Below are 26,299 nucleotides of genomic sequence, written 5' to 3'. Positions count from 1 at the left end.
TAGAGCTAACAGTAAATTAGATAATCATCTCATTTATATGATGAGGTGAATATGGATACAGATCTTATTTCTTATGAGGCAATGATTGCAGCGCAGGATTCGGCCAGGTGGGCTTTTTATGCGATGCTAGGGACGTGGTTCTCTGGTTTGATAACGCTCTGTGCAGTTATTTACGCAAAGAAAGCGTTAACTACGTGGAAAAAGCAGGAAAAAGTAAAGGTGAAAATGGATTTTAAAAAAGCACTTATACAAGTGATAGACAGCATCATATATATGCCTGATTGGTTTGATATGTCTAAAGCAAGTTTTGGGAAGAAAATATTAACCGCAGGTGAAGCCGAAAGAAGTAAACACTTAGATGCTATAGAACTATCAAACCAGTTTGATGTTTTAACAAGGTCGATGACCAATGCGCATGGGTGTTGGATTTACTGTGAGCATTTTTTTGATGGAACTGAAGTGGTCAAGGAATGGGAAAATGTTATTGCACTTGTTGATAATTATATAAAAGGGAATGCCAAACAAGATGATGTCATTGATGCCTTGGATAGTCTTTCCTCAAAACGATTTGTGTTTAATGAATGAATTAGTGTTATCAACCCGCCAATAGCTAAATAAATTCAACCCGGTTGCTTAGGCGGCCTTTTTTATGTCTAAAGGAAATGAAATGGCAAAAAATACTGACTGGGAGGGAATAGAGCGTGATTACCGTTTTGGCCTTCTCTCAATCAGGGAGATTGCCAAACAACACGGTATTAGTGATGCAGCGATTCGAAAGAGAGCGAAAACTGAGGGATGGGTTCGCACTATTGTTGAAAGTACGCAGTGCGAACCTGATGCGAACCAGGCGCAAAGTCAGGTAGCAAGTAGTACCAGTAATATCCTGGAGTCTGAAAAGTTCGCAGAAAGTTCGCAGGGAACCGCAGGGATTTTAAAGCCGCAATACGAACAGTTTTCTCAGAATATAGCGGCGGGTATGCCGATGAAAGAGGCGGCAATATGCGCGGGTTACTCTCCGGCTCGCGCTGATTCTCAATCATCCATATTGATGCGCAGACCTGAAATAAAAGCCCGCATTCGAGAACTGAGAAACGAAGCGGCGTTACTTGTTTCATTCAATGCTGGACATTTAGCTGAATTGTCATTTCGCGCCGGGAAAGAAGCGTTAGCAGATAAGAAATTCGGACAAGTTGCGCCGAATATTAAGAATGCTGCGCAGCTTACCGGTATCGACATGAGCAGCAATAAGACTGAGGTCAATGTCGATCTTGCTGGACTGAGTTACGGAAAAGTCTGCATTGTGACCCCTGCGAATTGCCCGGCTGATGTGTGGGCTTCTCACATGGAGAAGCTCCGCGAGGGAAAACAGATAGCCCGGTCATAATTGATGGTGTTCTGTACGCCTTTAGTAGTGACTGGGCGACAGAGGTTTTATATGACCGTGCATTAGGTTCTGTCCGTTGGCGTTGGACGTATGGCGGGCGGGGTGGCGGTAAATCGGTAGAGATTGCCCGTGCGCTGGTATTATTGGGCGCAATAGAGCCAATGATTATTCTCTGCGCGCGCGAATTCCAAAACTCTATTAACGATTCCGTCCTTGCGCTGCTTGAGGCACAAGTTATTGATCTTGGGCTGTCCCACTTCTACAAAGTCAAGAATAACGAGATAGAAGGTCGGAATGGCACTCGTTTCACGTTTAAAGGTCTTCGAAACAATATTCAAAGCATCAAGTCGATGCATGGCATTAAGATCTGTTGGGTAGAGGAAGCTCAAACGGTATCACAAGATAGTTGGGATATCCTCAGTCCGACAGTTCGTGCTAATAAATCCGAAGTCTGGGTATCTTTCAACCCCAGAGAAGAGGAAGACCCGACATATAAACTGATGACCCGGCATCAGGAAGATCCGCCCGATGGTGGCGTGATTATCCGCAAAGTTAACTATTGCGATAACGCCTTTTTCCCTGACGTACTCCGGCAGGAAATGGAATACTGCAAACGCATCGACTATGAAGCGTATGAGCATATTTGGCTTGGATTACCAAAAGCACTCAGTGAAGCGGTTATTTTCTCTGGCAAGTACCGAGTTGAAGCATTTTCTGATGAGTTGTGGCTAGAAGCCGACCGGCTTTTCTATGGGGCTGACTTCGGTTTCGCTAATGACCCGTCAACATTAATTCGCTGCTTCATTATCGGTACCAAACTATATATTGAATATGAATCCTATGGCGTCGGAGTTGAATTGGACGAGATGCCCCAGTTCTATGACTCAATTCCAGAGGCTAGAAAGTGGCCTATTCATGGTGATTGCAGCCGACCTGAAACAATCAGTTACTTGTCGCGTCAGGGGTTCATCATTGACGGCGCCACAAAATGGCCCGGAAGTGTCGAAGACGGGATCACTTACCTTAAAGGCTTTGAAGAAATCATTATTCATGAACGCTGTAAGCACATGATTGATGAGGCAAGACTCTATTCATACAAGACCGACCGTCTGACCGGTGAAGTCCTGCCGGTGGTGCTCGACAAACATAACCATTGTTGGGATGCGGTACGTTATTCGCTGGATGGTTATATCACAGGTAAAAACAACCCACTTCGTATATCTAAAAATCTGTTGGGGCGAATTTAATGTTTTTCAGATTCAGACATAAAAAGAAAGCGGAGGCTTTGCCAGTTGAACAGGCTATTGATCAATCAGCGCCTCAGCCGATGAATATACATCCGGATACTGTCGGATCGATAACAGAGCGAAAAATAGCTCGGCCTATTGAACCGTACAGACCCCCTCCTGGTGTTGTTCCCACTGAACAGTTGTCCGCATTAATGGCAATGGATTCTACGCCTTATGAATATGTGATGGGGACAGGTGGTATATCGGGAGATGTGGGTTTTCCCGGTTATCCTTATCTGGCCCAACTGTCACAATTACCCGAATATCGGAAAATGGTAGGCACCATTGCAGGAGAAATGACTCGCAAGTGGATAAAGCTAACATCAGTGGGGGATGATGACAAATCCGATAAAATCAAAGTGCTTAATGAGGCTATTGAAAAATTCCACGTTCGTGAACGGTTAAAAAAGGCCATTGAGCATGATGGCTTTTTTGGGCGCGGTCAGATTTATATTGACGTGCGAACATCAAAAGGTGTGCTTGCTGCAACCGATCCGGTTGAACTTGAGTCTAGATTATTTCTGTCACCTAAAAAAATCACAAAAGGAAGTCTTATTGGTTTTAACGTTATTGAACCAATATGGACATATCCGGGGATTTATAACGCTAACAACCCGTTGAGCAATGACTTCTATAAGCCGTCAAGTTGGTATGTGATGGCAAAGACTGTACATGACAGTCGTTTGATTACATTTATCACCCGGCCATTAACCGATATGTTTAAACCTGCGTATAATTTCGGCGGCTTATCACTGACTCAGATTGCAGAATCTTATGTACAAAACTGGTATAGGACACGTGATAGCGTATCTGATTTGATCCATTCATTCTCTGTGTCTGGATTTAAAACCAATCTTCAATCTACATTACAAGGACAGACGAATAGTCCCGATCAGTTAATTTATCGTGCAGAATTGTTTAATAAGATGCGTGATAACCGAGGAGTAATGATGCTGGATAATGAAGAGGAGTTTTTCCAGTTCAATACACCGCTGAGCGGCCTTGATTCACTGCAAGCCCAGTCTCAGGAACATATGAGTTCAGTCAGTAGCATACCGTTAGTTATTTTTACCGGTATCACACCGAGTGGGCTAAATGCGTCATCTGATGGGGAAATCCGTGTTTTCTATGACTTTATTGCTACCTTGCAAATGTTGGTGAAAGATGGGCTGGCACGAATGATTGATATTATTCAATTATCCGAATTTGGCGAAATTGATCCTGATATTAGCTTTACATTCGAACCGCTGTATCAAATGACTGATGAACAAAAAGCCAACATACGTAAGACCGATGCAGATACTGATTCAGTATTAATCGCTGCAAATGTGATTAGTACAGATGAAGCCCGCGAACGTCTAGCCAATGATGAAAACAGCCCGTATCACTCCCTTGAGATTAATGATATCGAAAACGACAGCGAGGACGTTAAGGATTCATTTAATGATGATGACGATATCAGTAATACAGAACATAAATCAGATCATGATAGTCAAGGAATGGCAAAAGAATCCCTGAATGGTGCTCAGGTATCCAGTATCGTGGATGTAGTTACAAAATATGCGGAGGGATTACTCTCACTTGAAAGCGCCATAGCGATAGTGACTACAGCGTTTCCAATTGATGAAGATGATGCCAAAAAACTATTCACTGGAATAACGGCAGGCTCAATACATGAGGAAACCAACGAGAAACCAAGTGCTCCGGCAAATTAAACCTAATGCGGGCGTTCGGGTATGGTACAGCAGGCAGCTATATAAGCTGGTGGATGAGATGAATAACTCAGTGATTTACTGGGTATCCGCCAACTATAAGAACTGCGGTGCAGCAATGGCAATGGATGCTAGCCCGGCGATGTTGATGCGTTCAGCAATGCGAAAATTAACCCGGCGTTGGTTAAAGCGGTTTGATGCTTTAGCTGACAAACTGGCGAAAAAATTCGCGGCTTTATCAATGGATAACATGGATGCCTCGTTAATCCATGCGTTAGATGCTGCACATATTTCGATACCCTTCACGATGACGACAGAAATGAATAACGCGCTACAGGCGGTCATTGGTGAGAATGTTGGGTTGATTAAAAGTATTCCACGGCAATATTTGTCGCAAGTTGAAACGCTAGTAATGCAATCCGTAGCAAGAGGGCGTGATCTTGGAACGCTGACAAAAGCCTTGCAAGAGCGTTACGGCATGACTAAGCGCCGCGCAGCACTGATTGCTCGTGACCAGAACAACAAAGCAACTTCTGTTATGCAATCTGCTCGGCAGCGTTCAATCGGTTTTAAAACGGGTATCTGGCGGCACAGTCGTGCAGCAAAAAAATTTCGTCAATCACACTTGAAAGCGGATGGTGAAGAGTTCGATTTATCAAAAGGGCTTTATATTGACGGCAAATGGATCATGCCTGGTGAAGAAATCAATTGCGGGTGTGGTTGGCAGGTCGTCATTCCTAAACTAAGCAACTAATTAATCCGAGAAATATTATGAATCACGGTCTGGCGTTAGATCGGGCTTCTGTACGTTCATACGACAGAGACGGGCGTTTGCATGTTGCTGAAAGTCCTATCTCTAAGGCAACGGTATCATCGTATTACGGAAGAGAAATCCCGAACTGGCAAGGATTAAGGCTTGATCCTAATCGTATGTACAAACTGTTGCGTGCTCCTGATGAATTAGAGAAAGGGGCTGCAACTTTCAATAACCTGCCGTTATTGAAAAAACACATTCCCGTCACGGCGGCCAAACCTTCAACAGAATTGATTGTCGGTACAACGGGATCAAATTCCATGTTCGATGGTACATACCTGAAAAACAGCTTGGCAATTTGGGATGCTGAATCTATAGCGGGTATTGAATCGGATGAACAAAAAGAATTGTCAGCGGCGTATCACTACGTAGCTGATATGACCCCCGGCACGTATGACGGAATTCATCATGATGGTGTTATGCGCGATATCGTCGGGAACCATGTCGCTCTTGTTGAAGAAGGGCGAGCCGGTGCAGATGTTGTTGTCTGCGATTCCCTCCCTCTGGAGTTAAAACACATGAAGTTAAATAAAAAAATGGTGGCTGTCGCTGTACGTGCAGCGCTGGGGGCATACTTGCAGCCGAAATTAGCACAAGATGCCGCACCGAAAGAAATTGCCTCATTACTGAAAGCGGGTGATAGCGCGAAAAGTATAGCGGAAGCGGCGAAAAATAAATTCGGTACCCTTCTGGCTCAGGATATGGAAATCGACTCAGCGGAGCTTGCCTCAATCATTGAAGTTGTTGCTGATGATGCGGAGACACAGGAGCCAGCGGAGCCACCCGCGCAGGATGATGATATCTGTGCGCAAGTGCTCGAACTGCTTGCGGGTAAATTGCCAGAGGAAGACTTGGAAAAAATCCGGGCGTTAATTTCAGGCACGCCTGCGCAGGACGATGATCCCGATAATGAACCAGAACCAAAGGAAGAGGATAGCGTTAGTAAGCCCGCAATGGATGCGGCTATTTGTGCAGCTACTCGGAAGATAGAGAAAGATACAGTGAATCGCATTAATGCTATTCGCATTGCTGAGGCTGAGGTTAAACCCCTCATCGGTGATGTAGTAGCAATGGATTCTGCTGACGAAATTTACAGAGTTGCGCTTGATGAGGTGGGTGTTGATACAACCGGCGTTCATCCGTCCGCTTATCGTTCTTTAGTGAAAATGCAGATCAGTATAGCCGAGTCAGCAAAACCGAAAGCCCGCCTGGCAATGGATTCTGCGGCTATAGATTCTTTTGAAAAACGTTTTCCCACCGCATCTAAATTAGTGAGGGTTTAACTATGGGTTTTCCGAACAAAATTAATCACTATCCAGCCCCCGGTATTGAGGGGGCATTTGCCAGTACTAACCCTAACGCCATTTTGCTGGCAGGGGAAGGCGCACTGATTGCGGGTAAGGACGGTGTGACTGTTGGGCGTTTTGCCTGGGTGATTGATGGTGTCGTCTCGAACAAGGGGGCGGGTGCTCCGTCTGGTTTTGTGGGGCGTGACGGACAAGCATCTATCACTCTTTGGCTGGGGGAAGCATCTATGCTGATCCAACCCGGACGTGAAGTCACTTTATTTACTGCGGGTGATTTTACTGTACGAACAAGTACGCCCGCAAAAGTTGGGGATAAGATTTACGCATCCTTAAAAACGGGTGAGGTACAGACCGCCGCAGCGGGAAAAACTATCACTGATTTTATCGAAACCAAATTCGTTGCCGGTACCGCTGCTGGTGCGGGTGAATTAGTCAAAATGGGGAGCTGGAGCTAATGAAACGACACGCAGATTTTCAATATATTGAAGGGGAATACGGCATTGTAGTACCGCAGGCCGTCGATTACTTAAATCCCCAATATGCTAATAACTATACAATAGCTATGGATGCACAGCCTGCTATGGTGACCGTGAGTAACGCCGGTGTTCCTGCGTATTTGACTAACTATCTCGATCCTGAGTTGGTTCGTGTGTTGGTCACGCCGATGAGAGCGGCTGAAATTATCGGTGAAAATAAAAAAGGTGACTGGACAACGCTGACAACCCAATTTCCGGTTGAAGAATCAACAGGTGAAGTGAGCTCATACGGTGATCACAGCAATAATGGCATGTCAGATGCTAACGTGAACTGGGTGGAACGCCAGAGCTATCATTTCCAAACATTTACTGTCTGGGGGGAGCGTGAGCTGGATATGTACGGTACGGCCCGTATCAATCGAGCGGCGCAACTTAATACCGCAAGCGCATTAACCCTAAACAAGTTTATGAATAAGTCTTATTTCTATGGTATTGCGGGACTTAAAAACTATGGACTGTTGAATGATCCGGGGTTAAGTGCGCCGGTAATACCGGCGGCAAACGGAAAATCCAATGGTACAACGTGGGAAACCAAAGACGGGCAGGCAATTTATGACGATATTTCTCAACGCTTATTTAAACAGCTGACAAAACAGACAGAAGGGCTGGTGGAGCGAACAGATCCGTTGAAGCTGTGTATGTCGCCAACAGCGGAAGTCAATCTGACAAAAACCAACCAATACAACGTTAATGTTACCGATCAGTTGAAAAAGAATTTTCCGAATCTGACGATTGAAACGGCGGTTGAATACAGTACAGAAGCGGGGGAGCTGGTTCAATTGATTGCCGATACGCTTGATGGTGAAAAAACGGCTTATGCCTCATTTACTGAAAAAATGCGGGCACACGCGGTTGTTGTGAGTTCATCCAGTTTTAAACAAAAGAAATCAGCCGGTACGTGGGGGGCGATTATTCGTTATCCACACGCTATTGCACAAATGTTGGGGGTTTAAATGGCGACAGTCATTGTGGGGTGTAAATTGCCCCACGGGTTAATGATTGAAATTGATGAGAATCGCGTGACGCTAAACGGGATAAATTCATCAACAATTATTGGTGGTTATGGACTGACATATGATGTTGATAAAGCATTTTTTGACAAATATCTGGAACTCCATGCCGATACGAAATTAGTCAAAAATGGGCTTATTTTTGCTCAGGAAAAGCTCAAAGAGGCCCGGACGGAAGCTGAGGAAAAAGCCGAGTTAAAGAACGGGTTGGAGCCTATCGACCCCAAAAAACCGGGTAAGAATATCGAGCAGCGAAAAGAAGAGGATTAAGCTAATGGGCTTTGTTGTTGTTTTTGATGTCGTGAAGTTTCGCATTCGTTACCCAGAGTTTTCTTCTGTCAGTGATGTTCTGCTGGATGCCTATTTTATTGAAGCAACACTCTATCTTAACAATACGGCCCAAAGCCCAGTTAGTGAGCTTGAGCTACGCGCAATGTTACTGAATATGCTTGTTGCTCATATTGCCGAACTTAATCGTTTATCTGTTAGCGGAGCAACGGCCAATCCGCTCGTGGGGCGGGTTAGCAGCGCAAGCGAGGGATCTGTTTCCGTTTCGGCTGATATGGGCGCTGTGAGTGAACGTGCTGCTTGGTTCTTGCAGACAAAATACGGGGCTATGTACTGGCAGGCAACAGCGCAATACAGAACTATGCGTTACATCCCCGGCAGCTCTCCCTCTCACTATCCGTCATATTACTATCCACGGACTCAATGGAGGCGCTAATGTCGAGCAGTATCAAGGGTGGTGATGCAGCAAAACGCTACTTAAAGCAATTAGCTAAAAAAGTAGGTGAAGGCAAAAAATTGCGTGCTGGTTTTTTCAAAGATGCGACTTATCCCGATGGCATTTCGGTTGCAATGGTGGCAATCAGTAATGAGATCGGTGATCCGGGTTGTAACAGGCGGCCCCGTCCGTTTTTTCGTAACACTATCAACGAACATGCTAATGAATGGGGTGATATTGTCGCACAGTGTCTGAGGGATAATGATATGAGCGGAGATGTGGCATTACGAATGACCGGGGAAGTTATTAAGGGGCAAATTCAGCAATCCATTCGTTCTTTCACTTCACCGGCTAATGAAAAATCCACTATAGCTAAAAAGGGATTTGATGCGCCGTTACGTCACACCAAACATATGCTGAACAGTGTTGATTATGTGGTTGATGAGGGGAATGAATGAACCTGCACAATATTGCATCTGGTGCTGTCGGGGTTGTTAATCCGCACTCACCTGGGGAGATACGGGTAAGTGCGGGATATGATATAGCACCCAGTGGCAAGCAAATCCCGAAATACATCACAACACCCGTTACCGCACAAATCCAGCCACTGACTTTTACTGATCTGCAACATACGAATGGTTTGAATATTCAGGGCATACTCAAAGCAGCTTATGTGAATGGCAATTTTAATGCCGTCAACCGCCCCAGGCAGCAAGGGGGTGATCTGCTGATTATTAATGGTGAAGTGTGGTTGATAGTGCAGATTTTGGAAGCGTGGCCGGATTGGTGCAAATTCGCTGTTACATTGCAGCGTGGGGAACAATAGTGACAACGATAAGTGTAACGCAAGACGATATAACAACCGCATTACGCGGTTTTTTAATGGCCTTAATACCTGAACGTAGCGTTATTTTGTCTCAGGTAAATCGCTCACCGATGCCGGATAGTGATTTTATTGTTATGACGCCATTGAACAGCACTGGTTTATCAACAGGTGTAATGAACTATAACGCCCCAACAGTGGCAGGCATGGGGGAAAGTCTAATCACTCGGACGACACGCTGGACATGTCAAATCGATTGTTACGGCCAGTTCGCTCATGAGGATGCTCACATTATTGCAACGACGGTGCGTACTGAATATGCGAGTGAGCTATTCAAGAGATCAGGTATCGATATGGCACCGCTTTATGCCAGCGATCCGATTCAGACGACGATGATTAATGGTGAACAGCAATATGAGTCGCGTTGGACATTTGAATTTACTGCTCAAATCGACCCCGTTGTGACAACAGAACAACTATTTTTCGACAGTATTACGCTGAACACTAAAACAGTGGAGTCTATTCATGGCAATTCCAATCAGTAAAGACGTGAGAGTTAATCCGGGGGTGCTGTCGGCAGCGGGTAATGCTGTTGATCTCAATGGATTATTACTGACAGATAATATATATGCATCCGTTGGCGCGGTGTTGTCATTCTCGACTAAAGAAGATGTGGCGGCATATTTCGGTGGTGCATCCGAAGAATATAGCATGGCGGCTATTTATTTTTCAGGGTACAACAACTGTACAAAGACACCCGGCCAATTACTGTTTTCGCGATTTAATCGAGCGGCAGTATCGGCCTGGTTACGTTCAGGTTCTTTTAATGGGGTAGCCATTACCGATCTGCAAAAAATGTCCGGTACGTTGAAACTCAATATCAATGGTGCAGCAATAAATGCCGCAATCAATCTTGATGGGGTTAAATCCTTTGCGGATGCAGCAAAGAGCATTGAAACAGCAATTGGTAAGGCAGTAACGGTTGTGTTCGATACCACCCGTAAAGCTTTCATCATCAATGTTGCCTCTGGCAGCATTAAACCGGAAGATACAAGTATCACCTATGGTACTGGTGATGGGGCCGAGGCTCTTAAGTTCACTGGCGCATTAGGGGCAACGGTTTCTCAGGGGGCTACGGTGTCGGCGGTTCCTGATCTATTTGCCGTGATTAAAACGCAGTCTCAGCAATGGGCCGGTTTTACGACGGTATTTGAATGTACAGATGAACAGCATCTTGCATTATCCGCGTGGGCTAGTAGTCAGGCATATCGCTATTTCTATGTTGCCTGGACAACAAGCAGCACGGCAAAAGTGAAAGGCAGCCAGGAAACTATCGCCCATAAAATTATTAGTATTAACCGCTACGGGAGTGTCGTTCCTGTTTTTTGCTCTGATCATACTAAACCGGCAGCGGTATTGGGGTATGCGGCAGTGCTGGATTTTGAGCGAACGGAGGGGCGTGTTCCATTCAAATTCAGAGAATTGAACGGCCTCAGTCCTGATGTGATCGATTCTGATGTTTATGATGCATTGATTGCTAATGGATATAACTTCTATGGCAATTATGCCGCCAATAACATCACCGAAAATTATTGGGCTGATGGCACAATAACCGGTGATTTTAAGTGGTTAGATTCCTTCTGTGGCCAAATCTGGCTGAATGCGAATTTGCAGGGTGCGGTTATTGCCTTGTTCAAATCCAACAAGACTATCCCTTATAACACGGCTGGCCGTGCGCTGGTGGAAGCCTCAATGAGTGATGTTATCCAGCGGTTTAAGTTGTGGGGCGGTATCCGATCAGGTGTAACATTATTGGCTGCACAAAAGCTGGAAATTATTAACGCCGTGGGAACTGATGTTTCAACGTCAATAATCGCGAAGGGTTATTACTTGTATATCGGGGAAATGTCTGCCTCTATGCGTGCAAATCGCACCAGTCCAAGCTGTACACTGTGGTATTGCGACGGTGGCAGTATTCAGAAATTCGAAATGGCATCTACGGAGGTTCAATAATGTCAGACACAATCACTTCTGCTGATGCGGTAATTACCCTGACAGTTACTAATTTATATCCGTCTGGTGTGCAATTACAGGGATTTGCGGCAGATAACATTTTCGAAACTGAGGCGTTAGATTTGGCTGAAACGGTACGTGGGGCGGACGGTAAACTGTCAGCGGGTTTTATCTACGGAAATATCAATCAGACGATCCATATTATGCCTGATTCGGAAAGTCGCACCATTTTTGATACCTGGGCGACGACATCACGTACTAGCGTCGCTGTGTTCAGATGTAATGCGACGGTTATTCTTCCGGCTATCGGGCGTAAATACACATTGGTGAACGGCGTTCTGAAGCAATGGAAAACCATGCCGGACGCAGGAAAGGTTTTACAAGCGGCACAGGCCGTCATTGAGTGGGAATCAATAACAGGTGAGGCATATAGCTAATGGCACGTAAAGAAACCTTCATCACTATGAATGATGATAATCGCGACAAAGGAAAGCTTTTTTACATTCAGGAAATGCCTGCTTCACAGGCTGAATGGTGGGCTATTCGTGCATTGATGGCAATGGGGCGAGAAGGGTTGGATATCCCCGATAATTTTCGGGATTTAGGCATGGCTGCATTAGCGGTGGTTGGACTGAAAGCAATTTCTCGCATTGCTCCTGATGAAGCCAGGCCATTACTTGATGAATTGATGGGTTGTGTACAGATGGTCCCGAATCCGGCAGATAAAAAAATCAAACGTGAACTGATCGACAGTGACATTGAAGAAATTGTTACCCGGCTGAAATTGCGTGCAGAGGTGCTTAAGTTACACGTGGATTTTTTCAAAACCGCCGACCAATCGTAATCCCACCGCGCTATTCCAGTATCTCAAAGCCATTCGGTATCGTCAGTTATACAAATGTCCCAGGCACAATAGCGACCGTTATCTCGTCAGGAAAAGCGACACTCCATGAGCTGGATACAGTTTATGGTGTGGAGGACCTTTGGCAGTTAATCGAGATTATTCAGGTCGATAATCACAATGCTTACGTTTTACAGCAGGGTAAAAACTGATGGCAAACATTATAGATGAACTTGTTATAACGCTGGGACTGGACGCGGCTGAATTTAGCGCAGGTGAAGCTGCGGTGATTGCCGGGATCGGTGGTTTGGCTCAGGTGATGCAAAAACTGGTTGACTCGTTTAATGATGGCGAAAAGAAAACCAGTAAATCATTAGACAAAACCGGCAAGAAAACTGAAAAAGTGGCAAAAGAAATGGAGACGGCAGGAAAGAAAGCCGCCTCTTTCTTTTCCAGCATAAAGGGTCAAATCCTGGCTTTGGCGGGTGTTACGGTCTCACTCGGTGGACTGAAAAGTTTTGTGGCCAGCTTTACCGGCAATCTCAATCAGTTAAGTACTGCTGCTGATGCATTCGGCATGTCGGCTAAGGCGCTTGATGGCTGGACAAAAGCGGGTCAAGCATTCGGGGTGAGCGCAAATGAGATTGTCGGGGCATTTTCACGCATTAATGATGCCAAAGCCCGGTTAAAATCAGGTGTTGCGCTTGATCCGGCGCTTGAGACGCTGTTAAAAACGGCGTCACAAGCGGGTGTGGATATTGATATTACCTCAGAAAGTACCGAATCCATCATGCGCAAGCTGACCGGTGTTTTTCCTAAGCTCAATAAAGATCAACAACAAGCTTATGGCGGTGAACTGGGATTCGGTTACGCCGCGCAGCAGTGGTTCTCATCCGGTCATGCACTCAAAGATGTGGATAAATTTACAGCCAATTCAGGTGTAGATGATAAATCTGTTGCCGCCGCGCGTCGTTTCCGTGAACAGTGGGCAGAGATAAGCCAGAGTTTTGAGAAAACAGGCTACATTCTGTTTAATGCCCTTTTGCCATACATCAATCAATTCAATATCTGGCTGAAGGATTTAGCCGATTGGATGAATAAGCATCCGGAAGAGATTAAAAAAGCGGTCAGCGGTTTTCTCGATAAGATGAGTTTTATTATTTCAGTCGCTAATCAGGCTGCGGATGCGGTAGGCGGTTGGAGTAATGTCATCATTGGTCTGATTGGGTTGAAGTTTGCGGGATGGCTATGGGGAATTTATCGCGCGGCTTTATCCATGCTGAAAATGGGGAAAGGTGGCGGCGGATTGCTAGGCAAAGGGGCTATAGGGAAAGCTGGGATATATGGCGCTATCGGGTATGCGTTATATGATCCTGTAGAGTCAGTCGCGACTTCGATTGTCGGAGAGGAGACCAAAAATACACTGGATTCGTATGGGGTTTATCTGGCAAGCGACTGGACGCCTTTTTTTAGTAAAAAAGAATATGAAGCTTATCAGGCAAAACTGGAGGGCAAAGCCTCTAAGCCAGATAAGACTGTAGTTAAAGAAGTCAAAGAGGAAGAAAAACGCAGCGAAAACGACCGGATTATTCGGGCAGAAGATGAACGACAGCAGCGGCTGGAATACAGCAATAATTGGTTAAAAACCGCGTTAGATAAGCTGACCGATTCAATTAATCAGTTAATTGATTTGTTGATCCCTCAAGCTGTGACAGATGAAATGTCATCCTTTGATAATACGTCAAATACTACCGGCATGAAATTACTGGGTTGGCTATCACCGAAATTAGCGCAGCTTGAGCAGCAGTTCGGGTTACCGGAGGGTTTGTTACGTAGTGTTGCCATGACGGAATCGGGAGGTAATCAGTATGCTGTATCCAAAGCAGGTGCCAGGGGCTTATTTCAATTTATGCCAGGTACAGCTAGAAATTTTGGGTTAAAGGATGATGACGTCTTTGATCCGGTGAAATCTTCGGAGGCTGCGGCAAAATATTTATCTCAGCTAATGAGAATGTTTGATGGCGATTTGAGTAAAGCGCTGGCGGCTTATAACTGGGGACAGGGAAATGTTCTTCGTAAAGGACTGAGTGCTGCACCAAAAGAAACCCGCGATTATATTCCAAAAGTCTTGGCGAATATGCCGCAACCTGGCGCTCATGTGGCGGCACAACGTTATTCGAATACGGTAAATAACAACCGAACCTCCTCTGTTTCTGAGAGTTACCATATCGGAACTATTCAAGTCAGCTCTAACGCTAACAATGTAAAAGGCGTGGTTGACGATGCCCGACAGAAAATAGGTGGATCAACGCTGGCAACAAGCTATTCAACGGGGGTAACCGGATAATGGCATTTTCTCTCAATCAAACAACGGTACTTAGCGCGTTCCGTAGCGGCAATCTGCTGTCTGCTGTTAACAGTATGATATCCCCAGGGTATGGTATTTATTATGCATCTGGACAGAACGTTGGTGATAAGCCGTTTACACCCACTTCATTCATTGCAGTAGAAGTCACACGAGAGGCATCTATCACCACTGCACCGATAGAGAAAGGTGGCTACACATCGTACAACAAAGTGCAGCGGCCCGGTGAAGTTCATGTGACATTTTCATTTGAAGGATGGACCGGCTTTTCTGGTTCTATGCCTAATCTGACAAATCTCACGTTAACGTCCCGTTCTGATGTCCTGGAGACACTGAATAAGATGGTATCCAGTGCCGAAATTTACGATATTGAAACCCCTGATACCACTTACACAAGTTACGATTTGATTAAGTACGATTATCGGATAAAGCAGGATAACGGCGTCACATTGCTGATTGTGATCGCAGTTTTCCAAGCCGTGCAAGACATTGCAGAAGTAACGATGAGCAGCAATGTTGCTAATAAGTCAAATACAACAAAGAATGAGACGGCTAAAGGTCCAAGCAAAAACACTGAACAAAAAACGGGTGCAACAAAACACGCCACATTATCTGATGTCAAAAAAGCCCTGACTGGATTAAAAAAATCGGTTTCCAGTGCTGCAACACAAGTTGCCGATAAAGTTTCATCCGGTTTCCAGCGTGCGACAGAAACGATTACCGGTCCGTTAAATGATTCTGTATTGAGTGCCACTAATCATCTCAATGATGCAGTAGAAGAGTTATCGAGGAAATTGACGTGATTGAAATAGCGCTCAGGGCGGCCAAGGCTCAGGAGTTCACGGTGGCATTGAATGAGCAGTCATGCATGATACGTCTCAATCAACGTAGCACCGGTTTATATATGGACTTAACCGTAAATGATAAACCTGTATTGCAGGGAGTTGTGTGTCTCAACTGCAATAAAATGGTTCGTTACAGTTATTTACGATTCTAGGGTGAGTTGTTTTTTGCTGATCTGGATGGTTCATCTGATCCCCTTTGGGAAGGGTTAGGGCAGCGCTACAAATTATATTACCTTTTCCCAAGAGAGGTGACTCCATGACGTACAAGCAACGCAATATCAACGTTGAATTTCAGCTAGTTGACGGCAAGACATTTGATGATAGCGGTAACAATATACTGACTATCGAAAATGCACGCGCTTATGTCAACATAGCGGCGTGGGGCGGCATATCAGGGACACAAATAACATTACAAATCTGGGGGTTAACAACCAGTCAAATGGCAACGTTGAGCTATCGCGGGATCTGGATTGGTAGTGCAAAATTCAACTTAATGCGTGTATGGGCGGATGGTAATGCCATATTCGAGGGTTTTATCAGTGATGCTTATGCAGATTTTAATCAGTTACCTGATGCCCCCCTGACGATAACAGCCAGTGTGATGTTTGGCCTAAGAGCAAAGGAAGTTGAACCGTTCACGGCATCGGGAGATGTGGATATTGTCGATATTATTACTGCAATGGCTAAAAAAGCCGATCTAACGGTTGAAAATTATGGCGCCAAAGGTGTTATCTCAAATCCTAATTTTACTGGAAATGTTGTTAATCAAATCCAGCAAGCCGCAAATGCGTTAGATATAGATACTGACTTCGGGATTGATAAAGTGACTATTTGGCCGCATGGTCAACCGAAAGTTGAAAAATTGTTATTTACGTCTTCCAAATATGGGTTGATTGGCTATCCCATATTTACTGGCGTGGGAATAACAGCAACTACCCTTTTCAGTAATGAAATTATTTTAGGTCGTAAGATACAAATAGAAACCTCTTTACCGAACGCTAGCGGCACTTATCTGATAACAGGGGCGGAGCACTATCTCACATCCTGGCTTGATGGTGGTCAGTGGCACACATCATTTAACAGCACTCCGGTAAAAGAGGAGGGTGAAAACAATGCCAAAATTAACAACAAAGCCAGCTGATTTTTATAGTGAGGCGAATACCTTTGATTTTGTTATGAGGCAATTTCTCAGTCAGCATGTTTTTATCACTTTGGGTCTTATCATTAAATCGAATGGGAAAACCGTAGATGTCAAGCCGATGGTACATAATATGACGGGAACCGGGAGAAAAATCGAGAATGGAATAATCTATAATGTTCCAGTATTTCGCCTCCAGCGTGGTAACAGTGCTGTCATTATGAACCCGGTTGTGGGAGATATTGGACTAATCGCTATTTGTGATCGCGACATTAGCAGCGTCATAGCAACAAAAGCACCGGCATTGCCGGGTTCAAAAAGAACACACAATTATTCAGACGCAATTTACCTGGGTGGAGTTTTAAACGCAGAACCACAACAATATGTTGAATTCGTAGATAATCAGATAAATATTGTCTCACCGAATAAAATTAACGTAGTCGCACTGACAACGGAAATTACTTCGTCAAATTCAATCACAATGAACTCACCATCTATTATATTAAATGGTGCGGTTATTCAAGGTGGTGGCGGTAACGGTGGAAATGCAACATTCGGTGGAACCGTAACAGCGAAAGGTGAAATTACAGGAGATGGGATTAAACTTTCATCGCACGTTCATGGCGGTGTAAAATCTGGAGGTTCAAAAACCAACAAACCGGAATAAAAATATGTGTAGAAATCTAACATCAAATATTATTGTCACGGGGCTTTTTTGTCAGCGTATTTAGGAGAAGATCTTTGCTATGTGTATGTCCCAGTCTATATTCCAGCAGTATGCCGCGAATGCGGGGCTTAACTATTATAGACTCTTCTACCCTCTCGGAAGAAGTCCCGTTACGAACAGAGAGTTACTCGACTGGAGGTCAGGTATATAAAGCTCAAAGGGAAAATGATGTAAATCAAGGAAAAGATGCTAAGCGAGCAACAATTAATGAATGTTATCCAGTATTACTATGAGAACCGTGATGGAGCAATGTTATCGCAGGGTGAAGGGGGAATACGCTTTTTAGTAACTATGTACCGTTAATCCAAAACATTATCTTCCGGGCTGCAATACGTTAAAAGTAGCGGGAAAACTATAGCATCGAATGATTCAGAAACCTATAAACCCCAGTCAAGCCATCTTCGGTTTACAGTACAATATTGTTGAGTATTTTCATTAGATGTATGGCACTCATGACAAAGTGATGTCAATGTGGTGCTATTTTTCTAAATTTTGCTTTTAACGTGTCGTTATCTTCTGGAATAAGGCTTACATAGGTAGCTAATTGTCATTTACTGCGTGGTTGTAAGGTTAAGAATAGTGGTTTAATATGGTACATAGTGACACATTATGACTGTTTGTGACTCACTATAACAAACTATTTGATAAGGCAGAACGTCATGAATCTATCACTAAGGAGTTGTTTAGCCGTAGTTTTATTTGGAGGAGTGTTGTCGGTTCCTTCATTTGCTGCTGGTTATGTGGATTCGAGGGACGGTTGTAGTATGCTTAGTTTTAAAGTAGGTGAAACTATCTGTAGTCTGGATGATTTGAAAGCTCAATACCAAGAAAGAAGAGAGATTGTTGATTCATTAGCTAATGAAATTAGCCAATATTATTTAAATCTTTTAAGCCTTGATGAAAGTCAAGTCCGTGGTATTATGCTTCAAAACGACATAGAAATTAATAAGGCTTGCGAAACCACAATAAGAGGATTTGAGCAGGGGCTCAAAGCTATGTTGAAGCAAGATCGACCTGATGAAGAAAAACAAGAAATGAGGATGTATCTGAGATCTATAGCAAAGGCCAGATTTGAGATAACTCGTCTTAATGATTTTTCTCGTCAATTATTTACTTTGCCTAATATTTATAAAAGCGATATAAATAAAGCTGCTCTATCAGAGTTAGCTGCCTATACAACCAAAAAGATTGAGTCTGGGAATTTTTCATTTACTGGGTGATAAATGGAACAAGTGGACGTATCAATAAACGAGTACACGAGGAAAGATTTTTTTGATGACGTCTTTCTAAAGCATCCAGATCTTGAACAGGCTATTCTGCAAGATTTCAAACACTATAAAGAAACTGGAGAAGTCCCTGATTATTTTGGTAGGGATGTTGCTTACACTCAGCCAGAAGCAGCATATAAATCATGTATGATGCATATTCATCTTTGTTTTCCGCCTGATTCATTTCCTAAAAACAGGGTTCAGTATTATAGAACGTGTAAATCAAATAGCCCAGAAAACGATGCTTGTCTGGTATATGTTCAAGGCCTCTTGGAAGAAAACAAATATTCCTTATTGGCGATAATGCATCCTGATGCTCATGGAAAAGCTAGGAATCCCAATATAATGAGTTATCTAGCAAGAATAGCTCAGGATTTCAGAGATAATAACTAAACCCGTCTAGTACGGGTTTTTTCATATTTGGCCGCTTAATTGCGGTTTTTTTATTTCTATAAGGATCGAAAATGCAAACTCGCTCATTTCTTCTTGATATCAAATCATGGGATTTAACGTTAGATGATTCTGGAAATATCTCTATTACTGATAACCCTTATGCTGTGGCTCAGGATGTCGCTTGTGCCTGTAGTACATATCTGGGAGAGTGTTGGTACGACACAACATTAGGTCTTCCTTATTATCAGCACATTCTTGGTCATTGGCCCGGAATTCAATTAATTAACAGCAAAATGCAACAAGAAGCAATGAAGTTACCTTATGTTCAGTCTGCCATTTGTAAAGCTATAAGCGGGGACGAAAGAACTATTGTGGGCACGATGACAATAACGGACACGAATAATCAATCAGCGGTGGTAAATTTCTGATGGCTAACTCTGTAGTACTGACAACAAGTGTTCCTAGCGTAACATTTACAAAGACGGGTTTAACTGTACCCGACGAAGTTGATATTTTAAATGGGCGGCTAAATGATTTGGCTATAGCAATGGGCGGTGCAATGAGTACCAGTTTAACAACACCGCAGGGTCAAATGGCAATGAGTGATGCGGCTATCATTGCTGACAAGAACGATCAGTTACTTGCTATCGTCAATCAAATTAACCCGGATTATGCAACCGGACGTTTCCAAGATGCCATTGGGCGGATTTATTTTTTAGACCGAATTCCAGCATCGGGAACAACGGTAGCAGCAATATGCACTGGGTTCGTTAATACAGTTATTCCAATTGGTAGTATTGCTCAAGATAAAAAAGGGTATCTTTATCATTCAATAACAGAGGCTAAGATCCCTGACAGCGGCTCTGTTGATGTTGTTTTCCAAAACTCAACAACAGGGCCGTTAGCATGTCAAATTGATGATTTGAACACGATTTATAGCTCGGTACCAGGCTGGTCTGGTATCAGTAATGCGAGTGCTGGCGTACCTGGCACAGATGAGGAAACTCGTGCTAATTTTGAGTATCGTCGTAAACAATCTGTTGCTAAAAATGCGACAAACTCATTACATGCCATTTATGCGGCAATATTAGAAGTAAATGGGGTAGCAGACTCATACGTTATTTCAAATGATACTTCGGTAGTAAAAACAGTCGGGGTATCAAAATACAAAATAGCGCCGAACTCTCTTTATATTGCTGTGTATGGGGGAAAGACTGAGGATGTCGCTAGAGCAATATGGAAGAAAAAGCCTCCAGGTATTCCTACGAACGGGAATACAACTCACACAATTGTGGATGATGAAAACTATGTTCAGCCTTACCCTGAATATGAAATTAAATATGTGATACCGACGCCCATTCGTGTTTATGTTGACGTCTCACTTGCTGATAGCGATTACCTTCCTGCTGATATTGAAACGCAAGTTAAATCAGCTATAGCGCAAGCATTTAACGGTGAAGATGGTGGAATGCGAGCAAGAATAGCATCTACATTATTTGCTGGTAGATATTATTCAGGCGTTTATAACATAGATACATCAAGTGTTGATATTTACAGCATTACACTTAGCCGTGACGGTACTACTTATTCAACATCAATTAGTTTTGGTATTGATGAAATCCCAACGCTTGACACAGATAATATATTCGTGAAATTAGTAGGTTCATAAATGGAAAATGTGGAAGCAACTATTCTTGCTCAGTATGCCGCTAGCCCAAAACTCAACTCACTTATTCGAAGTTTCAATGCTGCTGTTTCCTCTAATGAATTTATTAATACATTTTACGACCTGATTTGGAATATTGACACGGCAAACACGTATGGGCTGGATGTGTGGGGAAAAATAGTGAATGTTAGCAGGCAGCTGACTGTTAATGAAAATGCAAAATATTTGGGCTTTGGTGAAGCTTTGCTGGGCGTCCCGACAACAACAGATCCAAATCCATTTGACCAGGCGCCATTTTACGCCGGGGAATCAAAAACAAAAACTATTGAACTATCAGATCAGATGTATCGAAAGCTGATTATGATGAAAGCCATGTCAAATATATCTGATTGCACTATACCAAACATCAACAGAATGCTTGTTTATATGTTTAGCGATAGCGGACGCGCATATATCACTGATGATGGAAATATGAAGATGAGTTATGTATTTGAATTTCAGCTATCAACAGCAGAATTAGCAATTGTTCAAACATCAGGAGCGCTGCCATATCCGGCAGGTGTTAGTGTCTCAATCGTTCAAAGGATACCAACAAGTGAAATCAACTGAAAAGCCTATTCTTATTACTGTTCCGTTCGCAAAAGATGGGAATTATAACGAAATTGCAACAAAGTCTACTGAAAATAGTTTGGCGAAAGGCATAGCTACATATCAGAGCGGTTTTCCCCCGTTAACGATGACAGCAATATCTGCTGGTGGAATTCCCCCATCTGGCAAGGATATGAACGGGATATTGAATGATATTACTGCCGCAATACGTTATTCAATGTCTGGTGGCCTGTATTCGTATGATGCTGATTTTAGCGCTGCCACTGATGGTTATCCTAAAGGGGCTATTGTTGCCAGTTATGATGGAAGTAAAATTTGGTGGAATGGGGTAGAAGATAACAATACAGATCCGGATAGTACATTAGCTTCCGGTTGGAAAAATCTGTTAGCAGATCCTAACGGGTTATTTCTACAGAAAGCCAATAACTTATCTGATATTAATAACAAAGCGACAGCGCGTAATAATTTAGGACTGGGAGAGCTTGCAACTCAAGATTTTATTCCCGATGCTACATTAGCCCAAAAAGGAATTATTCAGCTTACTGACAAGACAGGCAACAGTAATATACTTGCAGCAACTCAGAAACTTGCTTCCGATGTAAATGATAATGCAAATAGTAAACTCGCTAAAAATCAAAATGGCGCTGACATCTTCAATAAAACTGAATTTGTAAAAAATATCGGTTTATCGGAAACGGTAGAATTGGCGAAAAGTGCCGTGCCGAGTAGTCGGAAAATTAACGGGAAGCCGTTGGCTGGGGATATTAGTTTGAATGCTGACGATGTGGGAAGTTATGCTAAATCTGAGAGCGATAATACTTTCTTGCGTATTTCTAGCAATAAAACCGCAACTGTTGGCAGTTTACTGATTGACAGTAAAACTCCTTTTCCTAAATTGCGTTTCAAATCGAAAGATGGGTATGTATTGGGAATTAACGGTTCTGAAGGGAAATTGTTGCATATCTATTCTGACGATCCCAAAAATCAGCGGCGTTACAATATATTAACGCCTGAGAAAAGTGGTACTCTTGCATTACAAAATACAGCTATAAAATCCGAAAATGGCTGGTGGCAATGTGGAGATACGGGGATAATTATTCAATGGGTTAAAGTCCCATCAGCTCAACAATCATGGATAAAGGTAAATTATCCAATTTCTTTTAAAAATAAGCTTTTTGGCTATATTGCAAGCATGTCGAGTATCAATACATCAACTGGTCACACATTAGTACGTAATGCAACACTATCGACATTTGAATATCAAGCAGGCACTCCCAACAATGATGAGAATCCAGGCAAAGTTGTACATATATTATTTTGGGGGGTATAAATGGTCTATTTTTCCAGAAAAGAATGTGTTTTTTATAATGAAGCTCATGAAGAGTGTGTTGAAATAACAGCAGAAAAACACAATGAATTACTTGACGGTCAATCACGCGGTTTTGCTATCGTCAGTGATAAAGACGGTTATCCAATTCTTACAAAACAAGCGCCATCTGTTTACCACAAATGGGATAGTGAAAAGTGGATAATATCAGAAAGTGATAAAATAAAGCTCAGACGGGAACAGCAGCAACAATCAGAACATAAGAAACAGCAACTTATGCTCACTGTAAGTAAACAGATCGCTCCGTTACAAGATGCTGTAGATTTGGGGATGTCGAGTGATGAGGAAAAATCGCTGTTAGCAGAGTTAAAAAAATATAGAGTATTATTGAACCGCGTTGATGTTAATTCAGCGTCAGATATTAACTGGCCCGAAAAACCCTTAGAATAATGGAATCAGGGCCAATTGAACCGACCCCCAATAGCTAGATAAGTCTAATCAAATGTGGTTTTTCTGCACTACTCTGATTGAATCGTCCTCAAAATGTTGGATAACCATCCAACATTTAAAGGTGTAGTCCATTTATGCTTTAGTCTATTAGATAATCATCAACCCACCAGGATAATACTTAATCCAGTCAATAGCAGCATTGGGGTTAAATGGCTCAATACTCAGTCCTTCCAGGCATTGCCAGAGTTCCTGGGTGTTCTGGGCGGTAATAACAATACAGTCCGGCATCACCCGGATCTTTAGTGGCATTCCGAAGGTAAATCCGGCCTCCTGTAACCATTTTCCTTTTAAAGAAATGCCGTTTTTAGCTACCTTGCCAAAACGTTCGGCTTGGGAAATTCGGCGAATTGTTTTATTATCGCATTTAGCCATAATTAACTACCTCATATAGTTAGTTGTGGTAAGCAGGGTTATCGGGTGCCCGCCCGGTAGCTCTGCGTTAGTGAAAATAGTCTCTCAATGTTGAATTATGAACTATAGGTCACCTTTCTGCAATAAAAATGTGACCTATAGTTTACCTAGACTTTTCTTTTTCAGGTAGTCCATTGAGGGCATCATTCCAGTGTTGATCCCGTTCTATATTATTCACTATTTTGCTGATCCATGTTTCTGATTTGCCCCACCGTATAGCCAGTTCGCGGCGCGTCCAGCCTTTTCGTTTCATCTCAGACTTAAACAATTCTGGCGGTATACGTTTCAAAATTACTCCACAAATATAAACTGTTTATCGACACATCATAGTATAGACATTTCGCCGATAGGGTGACATTGGTAAATAAAATGACCGCTTAAGTGGCACAAACCGAACTCCATGAACATAGGATATGCCACACCAGAAATACCGATCACTAAGGCGATTGTTATATGAAGTTGAGTTACATGTGTGCATCAAAAGCTGGTGGTATCAGGTGCTGGATTTATAAATAATGTCCTATGAGGCAGAGATCCGATGGAGCATTTTGCATTATAATAGAGGTGTTGGCCCTTTTAATGAGTATAGTATTAACACCTGACTGTGAGGAGTTGGTTGCTGTGCTACGGGCATAAAAAAACCAACCTAATTATGGTTGGTTTTTCCAAAAGCTCCGCGGCTCCTTTGCGTATTCTTTTGTGTCCCTTCATCGTCCGGTCAGTGTCCAATCAACTTTGCTAACTCGCTGTTTTTAAAGCTGTTGTCCTATCACTGTCCCTACTAATTTGGTGGAGCTGGCGGGAGTTGAACCCGCGTCCGAAATTCCTACATCCTTGGTACTACATGCTTAGTCTAATCTTTACATTCGCTTGCCAGCTGCGGATAGACACGCCACTAACAAACTAGCCTGATTAGGTTTAACGCTTCAACCCCAGGCAAGGCATCCACGCGATCTCTTTTGGGTTTGACCTCTCTTGATCCCCGTCCTAAGAGCGGAGGCTAGGGAGAGAGGGCTCTGCGCAGGTTATTAAGCTGCCAGTGCGTATTTTTCGTCGTTTGCGACTATTTTTTTGCGGCTTTTTACGAGGCCAACCGCCCCTCGGCATGCACCTTGGGTTTCGCGAATCCCGTCGAATCCAGAATCAGCCCCAAGTGTCTTAAAAGCAAGTATATCAGAATACTAAACTATAATGCCAGAATTTATCGCCCAGCATTCTTCATAATACGTGCTTTGTCTAATTTCCATTCACGTTCTTTAATGTCCGAACGTTTGTCGTGTGCCTTTTTACCCTTTGCTACGCCAATTTTGACCTTGCACCAGGCGTTTTTCCAATAGAGAGATAAGGCAACAACGGTATAACCTTCACGATTGACTCGACCATATAATGAGTCAAGTTCGCGCTGATTAAGTAAGAGTTTGCGTGAACGCATTGGATCACAGACGACATGGGAAGAAGCTACATTTAACGGGGTGATGGTGGCGCCAAAAAGATAAGCGTCGCCATCTTTGAGCAAAACGTAACTGTCGCTGATGTTGGCTTTACCAGCGCGCAGTGATTTGACTTCCCATCCTTGTAACGAGAGACCCGCTTCAAATTCTTCTTCAATGAAGTATTCGTGACGAGCTCGTCTATTCATGGCAATGGTTGCCGAACCGGGTTTGTGTGCTTTTTTCTTTGTCATAGTGTATGCATTATACTGAATGCTTTGGTGAAAGAAATCTTTTCCCGCGCATATTTGCTGATTAATGAGTGTTTATTGCATTATACGCTGACAGGTTTTTCTTTGATCACGTATAGGTGATATTATTCACTACAATTAAGCCTTACAGGAAATTATATGCCACAGATTAGTCGCTCTGCGTTAGTACCATTCAGCGTGGAACAAATGTACAGATTGGTCAATGATATCGGTTCTTACCCGGATTTTTTACCGGGATGTGTCGGTAGTCGGGTGTTGAGTGTTAGCAGTAATGAAATGACCGCATCAGTCGATGTTTCAAAAGCGGGTATAAGCAAGACTTTTGTTACCCGGAATATTCTGGCCGATAATCAAAGTATCAATATGCAACTGGTAGACGGGCCGTTTCGTAAGTTGATGGGAGGCTGGCAGTTTATACCACTGAGTGAAAGTGCCTGTAAAGTTGAGTTGCACCTTGATTTTGAATTCACTAATAAACTGATTGAACTGGCTTTCGGTAAGATATTTAAGGAATTGGCTGGAAGTATGGTGCAAGCTTTTACCCTGCGTGCACGCGAGGTTTATCGTGTCTGATATCAATATTGAAGTCGTTTATGCATTGCCTGATCGCCAATATCTGCGTACGGTGAAATTAGCTCAAGGCGCAACTGTTGAACAGGCAATAGTTGCATCAGGCTTGCTGACTTTGCGTAATGATATTGATCTGCAAAAGAATAAAATCGGAGTTTATAGCCGCCCTGTCAAGTTGACGGATATTCTGGAAGAGGGTGATAGGGTGGAAATTTACCGTCCATTATTGGCTGATCCAAAAGAAATGCGTCGTAAGCGTGCTGAGCGGGCTAAAAATAATGCTCAATAATTACCATAGACAGTCAGCCATCTATT

Annotated in this window: 31 protein-coding genes, 1 other RNA gene and 2 pseudogenes; 30 read left to right on the top strand and 4 right to left on the bottom strand. The window is 43.3% G+C overall.

Annotation, left to right across the window (positions count from 1 at the left end):
* Positions 1 to 51: 51 nt before the first annotated feature.
* The 28 genes and pseudogenes from V2H77_RS17435 (at position 52) to V2H77_RS17295 (ending at position 23,241) form a co-directional block, all read left to right on the top strand.
* Positions 52 to 585: a hypothetical protein gene (locus V2H77_RS17435; RefSeq protein ID WP_341499805.1), complete on the top strand. Its 534-nt coding sequence runs from the start codon at positions 52 to 54 to the stop codon at positions 583 to 585.
* Between the two features lie 82 nt (positions 586 to 667).
* Entirely contained in the window at positions 668 to 1,384 is a 717-nt protein-coding gene (locus V2H77_RS17430; RefSeq protein ID WP_341499804.1) for a terminase small subunit, read from the top strand.
* Positions 1,385 to 1,395: 11 nt separating this feature from the next.
* Positions 1,396 to 2,631 carry a PBSX family phage terminase large subunit gene (locus V2H77_RS17425; protein ID WP_445935560.1) on the top strand — a complete coding sequence of 412 codons (1,236 nt, stop codon included), beginning with the start codon at positions 1,396 to 1,398 and terminating at the stop codon, positions 2,629 to 2,631.
* A pseudogene (locus V2H77_RS17420) lies at positions 2,631 to 4,145 on the top strand (DUF1073 domain-containing protein); the annotation flags it as partial. The gene V2H77_RS17425 and the pseudogene V2H77_RS17420, both read left to right, overlap by 1 nt.
* 301 nt (positions 4,146 to 4,446) lie before the next feature.
* Entirely contained in the window at positions 4,447 to 5,139 is a 693-nt protein-coding gene (locus V2H77_RS17415) for a phage head morphogenesis protein (RefSeq protein ID WP_341499832.1), read from the top strand.
* A 17-nt stretch (positions 5,140 to 5,156) separates the two neighbouring features.
* On the top strand, positions 5,157 to 6,482 hold the full coding sequence (locus V2H77_RS17410) for a DUF2213 domain-containing protein (RefSeq protein ID WP_341499802.1): 1,326 nt from the start codon (positions 5,157 to 5,159) through the stop codon (positions 6,480 to 6,482).
* Positions 6,483 to 6,484: 2 nt separating this feature from the next.
* Positions 6,485 to 6,961 (top strand): structural cement protein Gp24, encoded by a 477-nt coding sequence (locus V2H77_RS17405; protein ID WP_341499801.1) that lies wholly within the window; start codon positions 6,485 to 6,487, stop codon positions 6,959 to 6,961.
* Positions 6,961 to 7,995, top strand: coding sequence for a major capsid family protein (locus V2H77_RS17400; RefSeq protein ID WP_341499800.1), 1,035 nt, complete (start codon positions 6,961 to 6,963; stop codon positions 7,993 to 7,995). Before V2H77_RS17405 ends, V2H77_RS17400 begins: the two co-directional genes overlap by 1 nt.
* Entirely contained in the window at positions 7,996 to 8,322 is a 327-nt protein-coding gene (locus V2H77_RS17395; RefSeq protein WP_225816677.1) for a hypothetical protein, read from the top strand.
* A 4-nt stretch (positions 8,323 to 8,326) separates the two neighbouring features.
* Positions 8,327 to 8,776, top strand: a complete 450-nt coding sequence (locus V2H77_RS17390; protein ID WP_341499799.1) for a DUF4054 domain-containing protein — start codon at positions 8,327 to 8,329, stop codon at positions 8,774 to 8,776.
* Positions 8,776 to 9,234, top strand: a complete 459-nt coding sequence (locus V2H77_RS17385) for a hypothetical protein (RefSeq protein ID WP_341499798.1) — start codon at positions 8,776 to 8,778, stop codon at positions 9,232 to 9,234. The genes V2H77_RS17390 and V2H77_RS17385 overlap by 1 nt, the downstream gene beginning before the upstream one ends.
* Complete coding sequence (locus V2H77_RS17380) at positions 9,231 to 9,602, top strand: hypothetical protein (RefSeq protein ID WP_341499797.1); 372 nt, start codon at positions 9,231 to 9,233, stop codon at positions 9,600 to 9,602. Before V2H77_RS17385 ends, V2H77_RS17380 begins: the two co-directional genes overlap by 4 nt.
* Complete coding sequence (locus tag V2H77_RS17375; RefSeq protein ID WP_341499796.1) at positions 9,602 to 10,144, top strand: phage neck terminator protein; 543 nt, start codon at positions 9,602 to 9,604, stop codon at positions 10,142 to 10,144. The genes V2H77_RS17380 and V2H77_RS17375 overlap by 1 nt, the downstream gene beginning before the upstream one ends.
* Entirely contained in the window at positions 10,125 to 11,612 is a 1,488-nt protein-coding gene (locus tag V2H77_RS17370; protein WP_341499795.1) for a DUF3383 domain-containing protein, read from the top strand. The genes V2H77_RS17375 and V2H77_RS17370 overlap by 20 nt, the downstream gene beginning before the upstream one ends.
* The gene (locus tag V2H77_RS17365) at positions 11,612 to 12,049 is read left to right on the top strand and encodes a phage tail fiber protein (protein ID WP_036770760.1); all 438 of its coding nucleotides are present in this window, start codon (positions 11,612 to 11,614) and stop codon (positions 12,047 to 12,049) included. Before V2H77_RS17370 ends, V2H77_RS17365 begins: the two co-directional genes overlap by 1 nt.
* Positions 12,049 to 12,456, top strand: coding sequence for a hypothetical protein (locus V2H77_RS17360; protein ID WP_225816670.1), 408 nt, complete (start codon positions 12,049 to 12,051; stop codon positions 12,454 to 12,456). Before V2H77_RS17365 ends, V2H77_RS17360 begins: the two co-directional genes overlap by 1 nt.
* A gap of 208 nt (positions 12,457 to 12,664) precedes the next feature.
* Entirely contained in the window at positions 12,665 to 14,800 is a 2,136-nt protein-coding gene (locus V2H77_RS17350) for a lytic transglycosylase domain-containing protein (protein WP_341499794.1), read from the top strand.
* Positions 14,800 to 15,621 (top strand): phage baseplate protein, encoded by an 822-nt coding sequence (locus tag V2H77_RS17345; protein WP_341499793.1) that lies wholly within the window; start codon positions 14,800 to 14,802, stop codon positions 15,619 to 15,621. Before V2H77_RS17350 ends, V2H77_RS17345 begins: the two co-directional genes overlap by 1 nt.
* A pseudogene (locus V2H77_RS17340) lies at positions 15,618 to 15,923 on the top strand (phage baseplate plug family protein). The gene V2H77_RS17345 and the pseudogene V2H77_RS17340 overlap by 4 nt, the downstream one beginning before the upstream one ends.
* On the top strand, positions 15,920 to 16,804 hold the full coding sequence (locus tag V2H77_RS17335; protein WP_341499792.1) for a baseplate hub protein: 885 nt from the start codon (positions 15,920 to 15,922) through the stop codon (positions 16,802 to 16,804). Before V2H77_RS17340 ends, V2H77_RS17335 begins: the two are co-directional and overlap by 4 nt.
* Positions 16,776 to 17,468, top strand: a complete 693-nt coding sequence (locus V2H77_RS17330; protein ID WP_341499791.1) for a Gp138 family membrane-puncturing spike protein — start codon at positions 16,776 to 16,778, stop codon at positions 17,466 to 17,468. The genes V2H77_RS17335 and V2H77_RS17330 overlap by 29 nt, the downstream gene beginning before the upstream one ends.
* Positions 17,469 to 18,187: 719 nt before the next feature.
* Entirely contained in the window at positions 18,188 to 18,748 is a 561-nt protein-coding gene (locus tag V2H77_RS17325) for a hypothetical protein (protein ID WP_132345477.1), read from the top strand.
* A 3-nt stretch (positions 18,749 to 18,751) separates the two neighbouring features.
* Entirely contained in the window at positions 18,752 to 19,189 is a 438-nt protein-coding gene (locus tag V2H77_RS17320; protein WP_132345479.1) for a type II toxin-antitoxin system YafO family toxin, read from the top strand.
* 71 nt (positions 19,190 to 19,260) lie between these two features.
* Positions 19,261 to 19,617 carry a hypothetical protein gene (locus V2H77_RS17315; RefSeq protein WP_225816662.1) on the top strand — a complete coding sequence of 119 codons (357 nt, stop codon included), beginning with the start codon at positions 19,261 to 19,263 and terminating at the stop codon, positions 19,615 to 19,617.
* Positions 19,617 to 20,858: a baseplate J/gp47 family protein gene (locus tag V2H77_RS17310; protein WP_341499790.1), complete on the top strand. Its 1,242-nt coding sequence runs from the start codon at positions 19,617 to 19,619 to the stop codon at positions 20,856 to 20,858. The genes V2H77_RS17315 and V2H77_RS17310 overlap by 1 nt, the downstream gene beginning before the upstream one ends.
* On the top strand, positions 20,859 to 21,464 hold the full coding sequence (locus V2H77_RS17305) for a DUF2612 domain-containing protein (protein ID WP_225816660.1): 606 nt from the start codon (positions 20,859 to 20,861) through the stop codon (positions 21,462 to 21,464).
* Positions 21,451 to 22,794 carry a phage tail protein gene (locus V2H77_RS17300; RefSeq protein WP_341499789.1) on the top strand — a complete coding sequence of 448 codons (1,344 nt, stop codon included), beginning with the start codon at positions 21,451 to 21,453 and terminating at the stop codon, positions 22,792 to 22,794. Before V2H77_RS17305 ends, V2H77_RS17300 begins: the two co-directional genes overlap by 14 nt.
* A complete protein-coding gene (locus tag V2H77_RS17295; protein WP_225816658.1) occupies positions 22,795 to 23,241 on the top strand; it encodes a tail fiber assembly protein in 447 nt (148 codons plus the stop codon).
* 147 nt (positions 23,242 to 23,388) lie between these two features.
* Here V2H77_RS17295 and V2H77_RS17290 read toward each other — a convergent pair whose 3' ends face one another.
* The 4 genes from V2H77_RS17290 to smpB all read right to left on the bottom strand — a co-directional run bounded on the left by V2H77_RS17290 (position 23,389) and on the right by smpB (position 25,396).
* Positions 23,389 to 23,673 carry a SymE family type I addiction module toxin gene (locus tag V2H77_RS17290; RefSeq protein WP_225816657.1) on the bottom strand — a complete coding sequence of 95 codons (285 nt, stop codon included), beginning with the start codon at positions 23,671 to 23,673 and terminating at the stop codon, positions 23,389 to 23,391.
* A 142-nt stretch (positions 23,674 to 23,815) separates the two neighbouring features.
* On the bottom strand, positions 23,816 to 24,001 hold the full coding sequence (locus tag V2H77_RS17285) for an XRE family transcriptional regulator (protein WP_225816656.1): 186 nt from the start codon (positions 23,999 to 24,001) through the stop codon (positions 23,816 to 23,818).
* Between the two features lie 498 nt (positions 24,002 to 24,499).
* Positions 24,500 to 24,863: a transfer-messenger RNA gene (ssrA, locus tag V2H77_RS17280) on the bottom strand.
* A 50-nt stretch (positions 24,864 to 24,913) separates the two neighbouring features.
* Positions 24,914 to 25,396 (bottom strand): SsrA-binding protein SmpB, encoded by a 483-nt coding sequence (gene smpB, locus V2H77_RS17275; protein ID WP_015833415.1) that lies wholly within the window; start codon positions 25,394 to 25,396, stop codon positions 24,914 to 24,916.
* 156 nt (positions 25,397 to 25,552) lie between these two features.
* On the opposite strand from smpB, the gene V2H77_RS17270 reads away from it, so the two are divergent.
* Positions 25,553 to 25,987, top strand: coding sequence for a type II toxin-antitoxin system RatA family toxin (locus V2H77_RS17270; protein ID WP_049582209.1), 435 nt, complete (start codon positions 25,553 to 25,555; stop codon positions 25,985 to 25,987).
* Entirely contained in the window at positions 25,980 to 26,273 is a 294-nt protein-coding gene (locus V2H77_RS17265) for an RnfH family protein (RefSeq protein ID WP_049582208.1), read from the top strand. Before V2H77_RS17270 ends, V2H77_RS17265 begins: the two co-directional genes overlap by 8 nt.
* Positions 26,274 to 26,299: the final 26 nt, after the last annotated feature.

The sequence above is a fragment of the Photorhabdus sp. P32 genome (assembly GCF_038085095.1).
GTDB classification, from domain to species: domain Bacteria; phylum Pseudomonadota; class Gammaproteobacteria; order Enterobacterales; family Enterobacteriaceae; genus Photorhabdus; species Photorhabdus luminescens.
The sequence above is the reverse complement of the archived record's forward strand: the minus strand, read 5'-3'. Positions and strand labels throughout refer to the sequence as shown.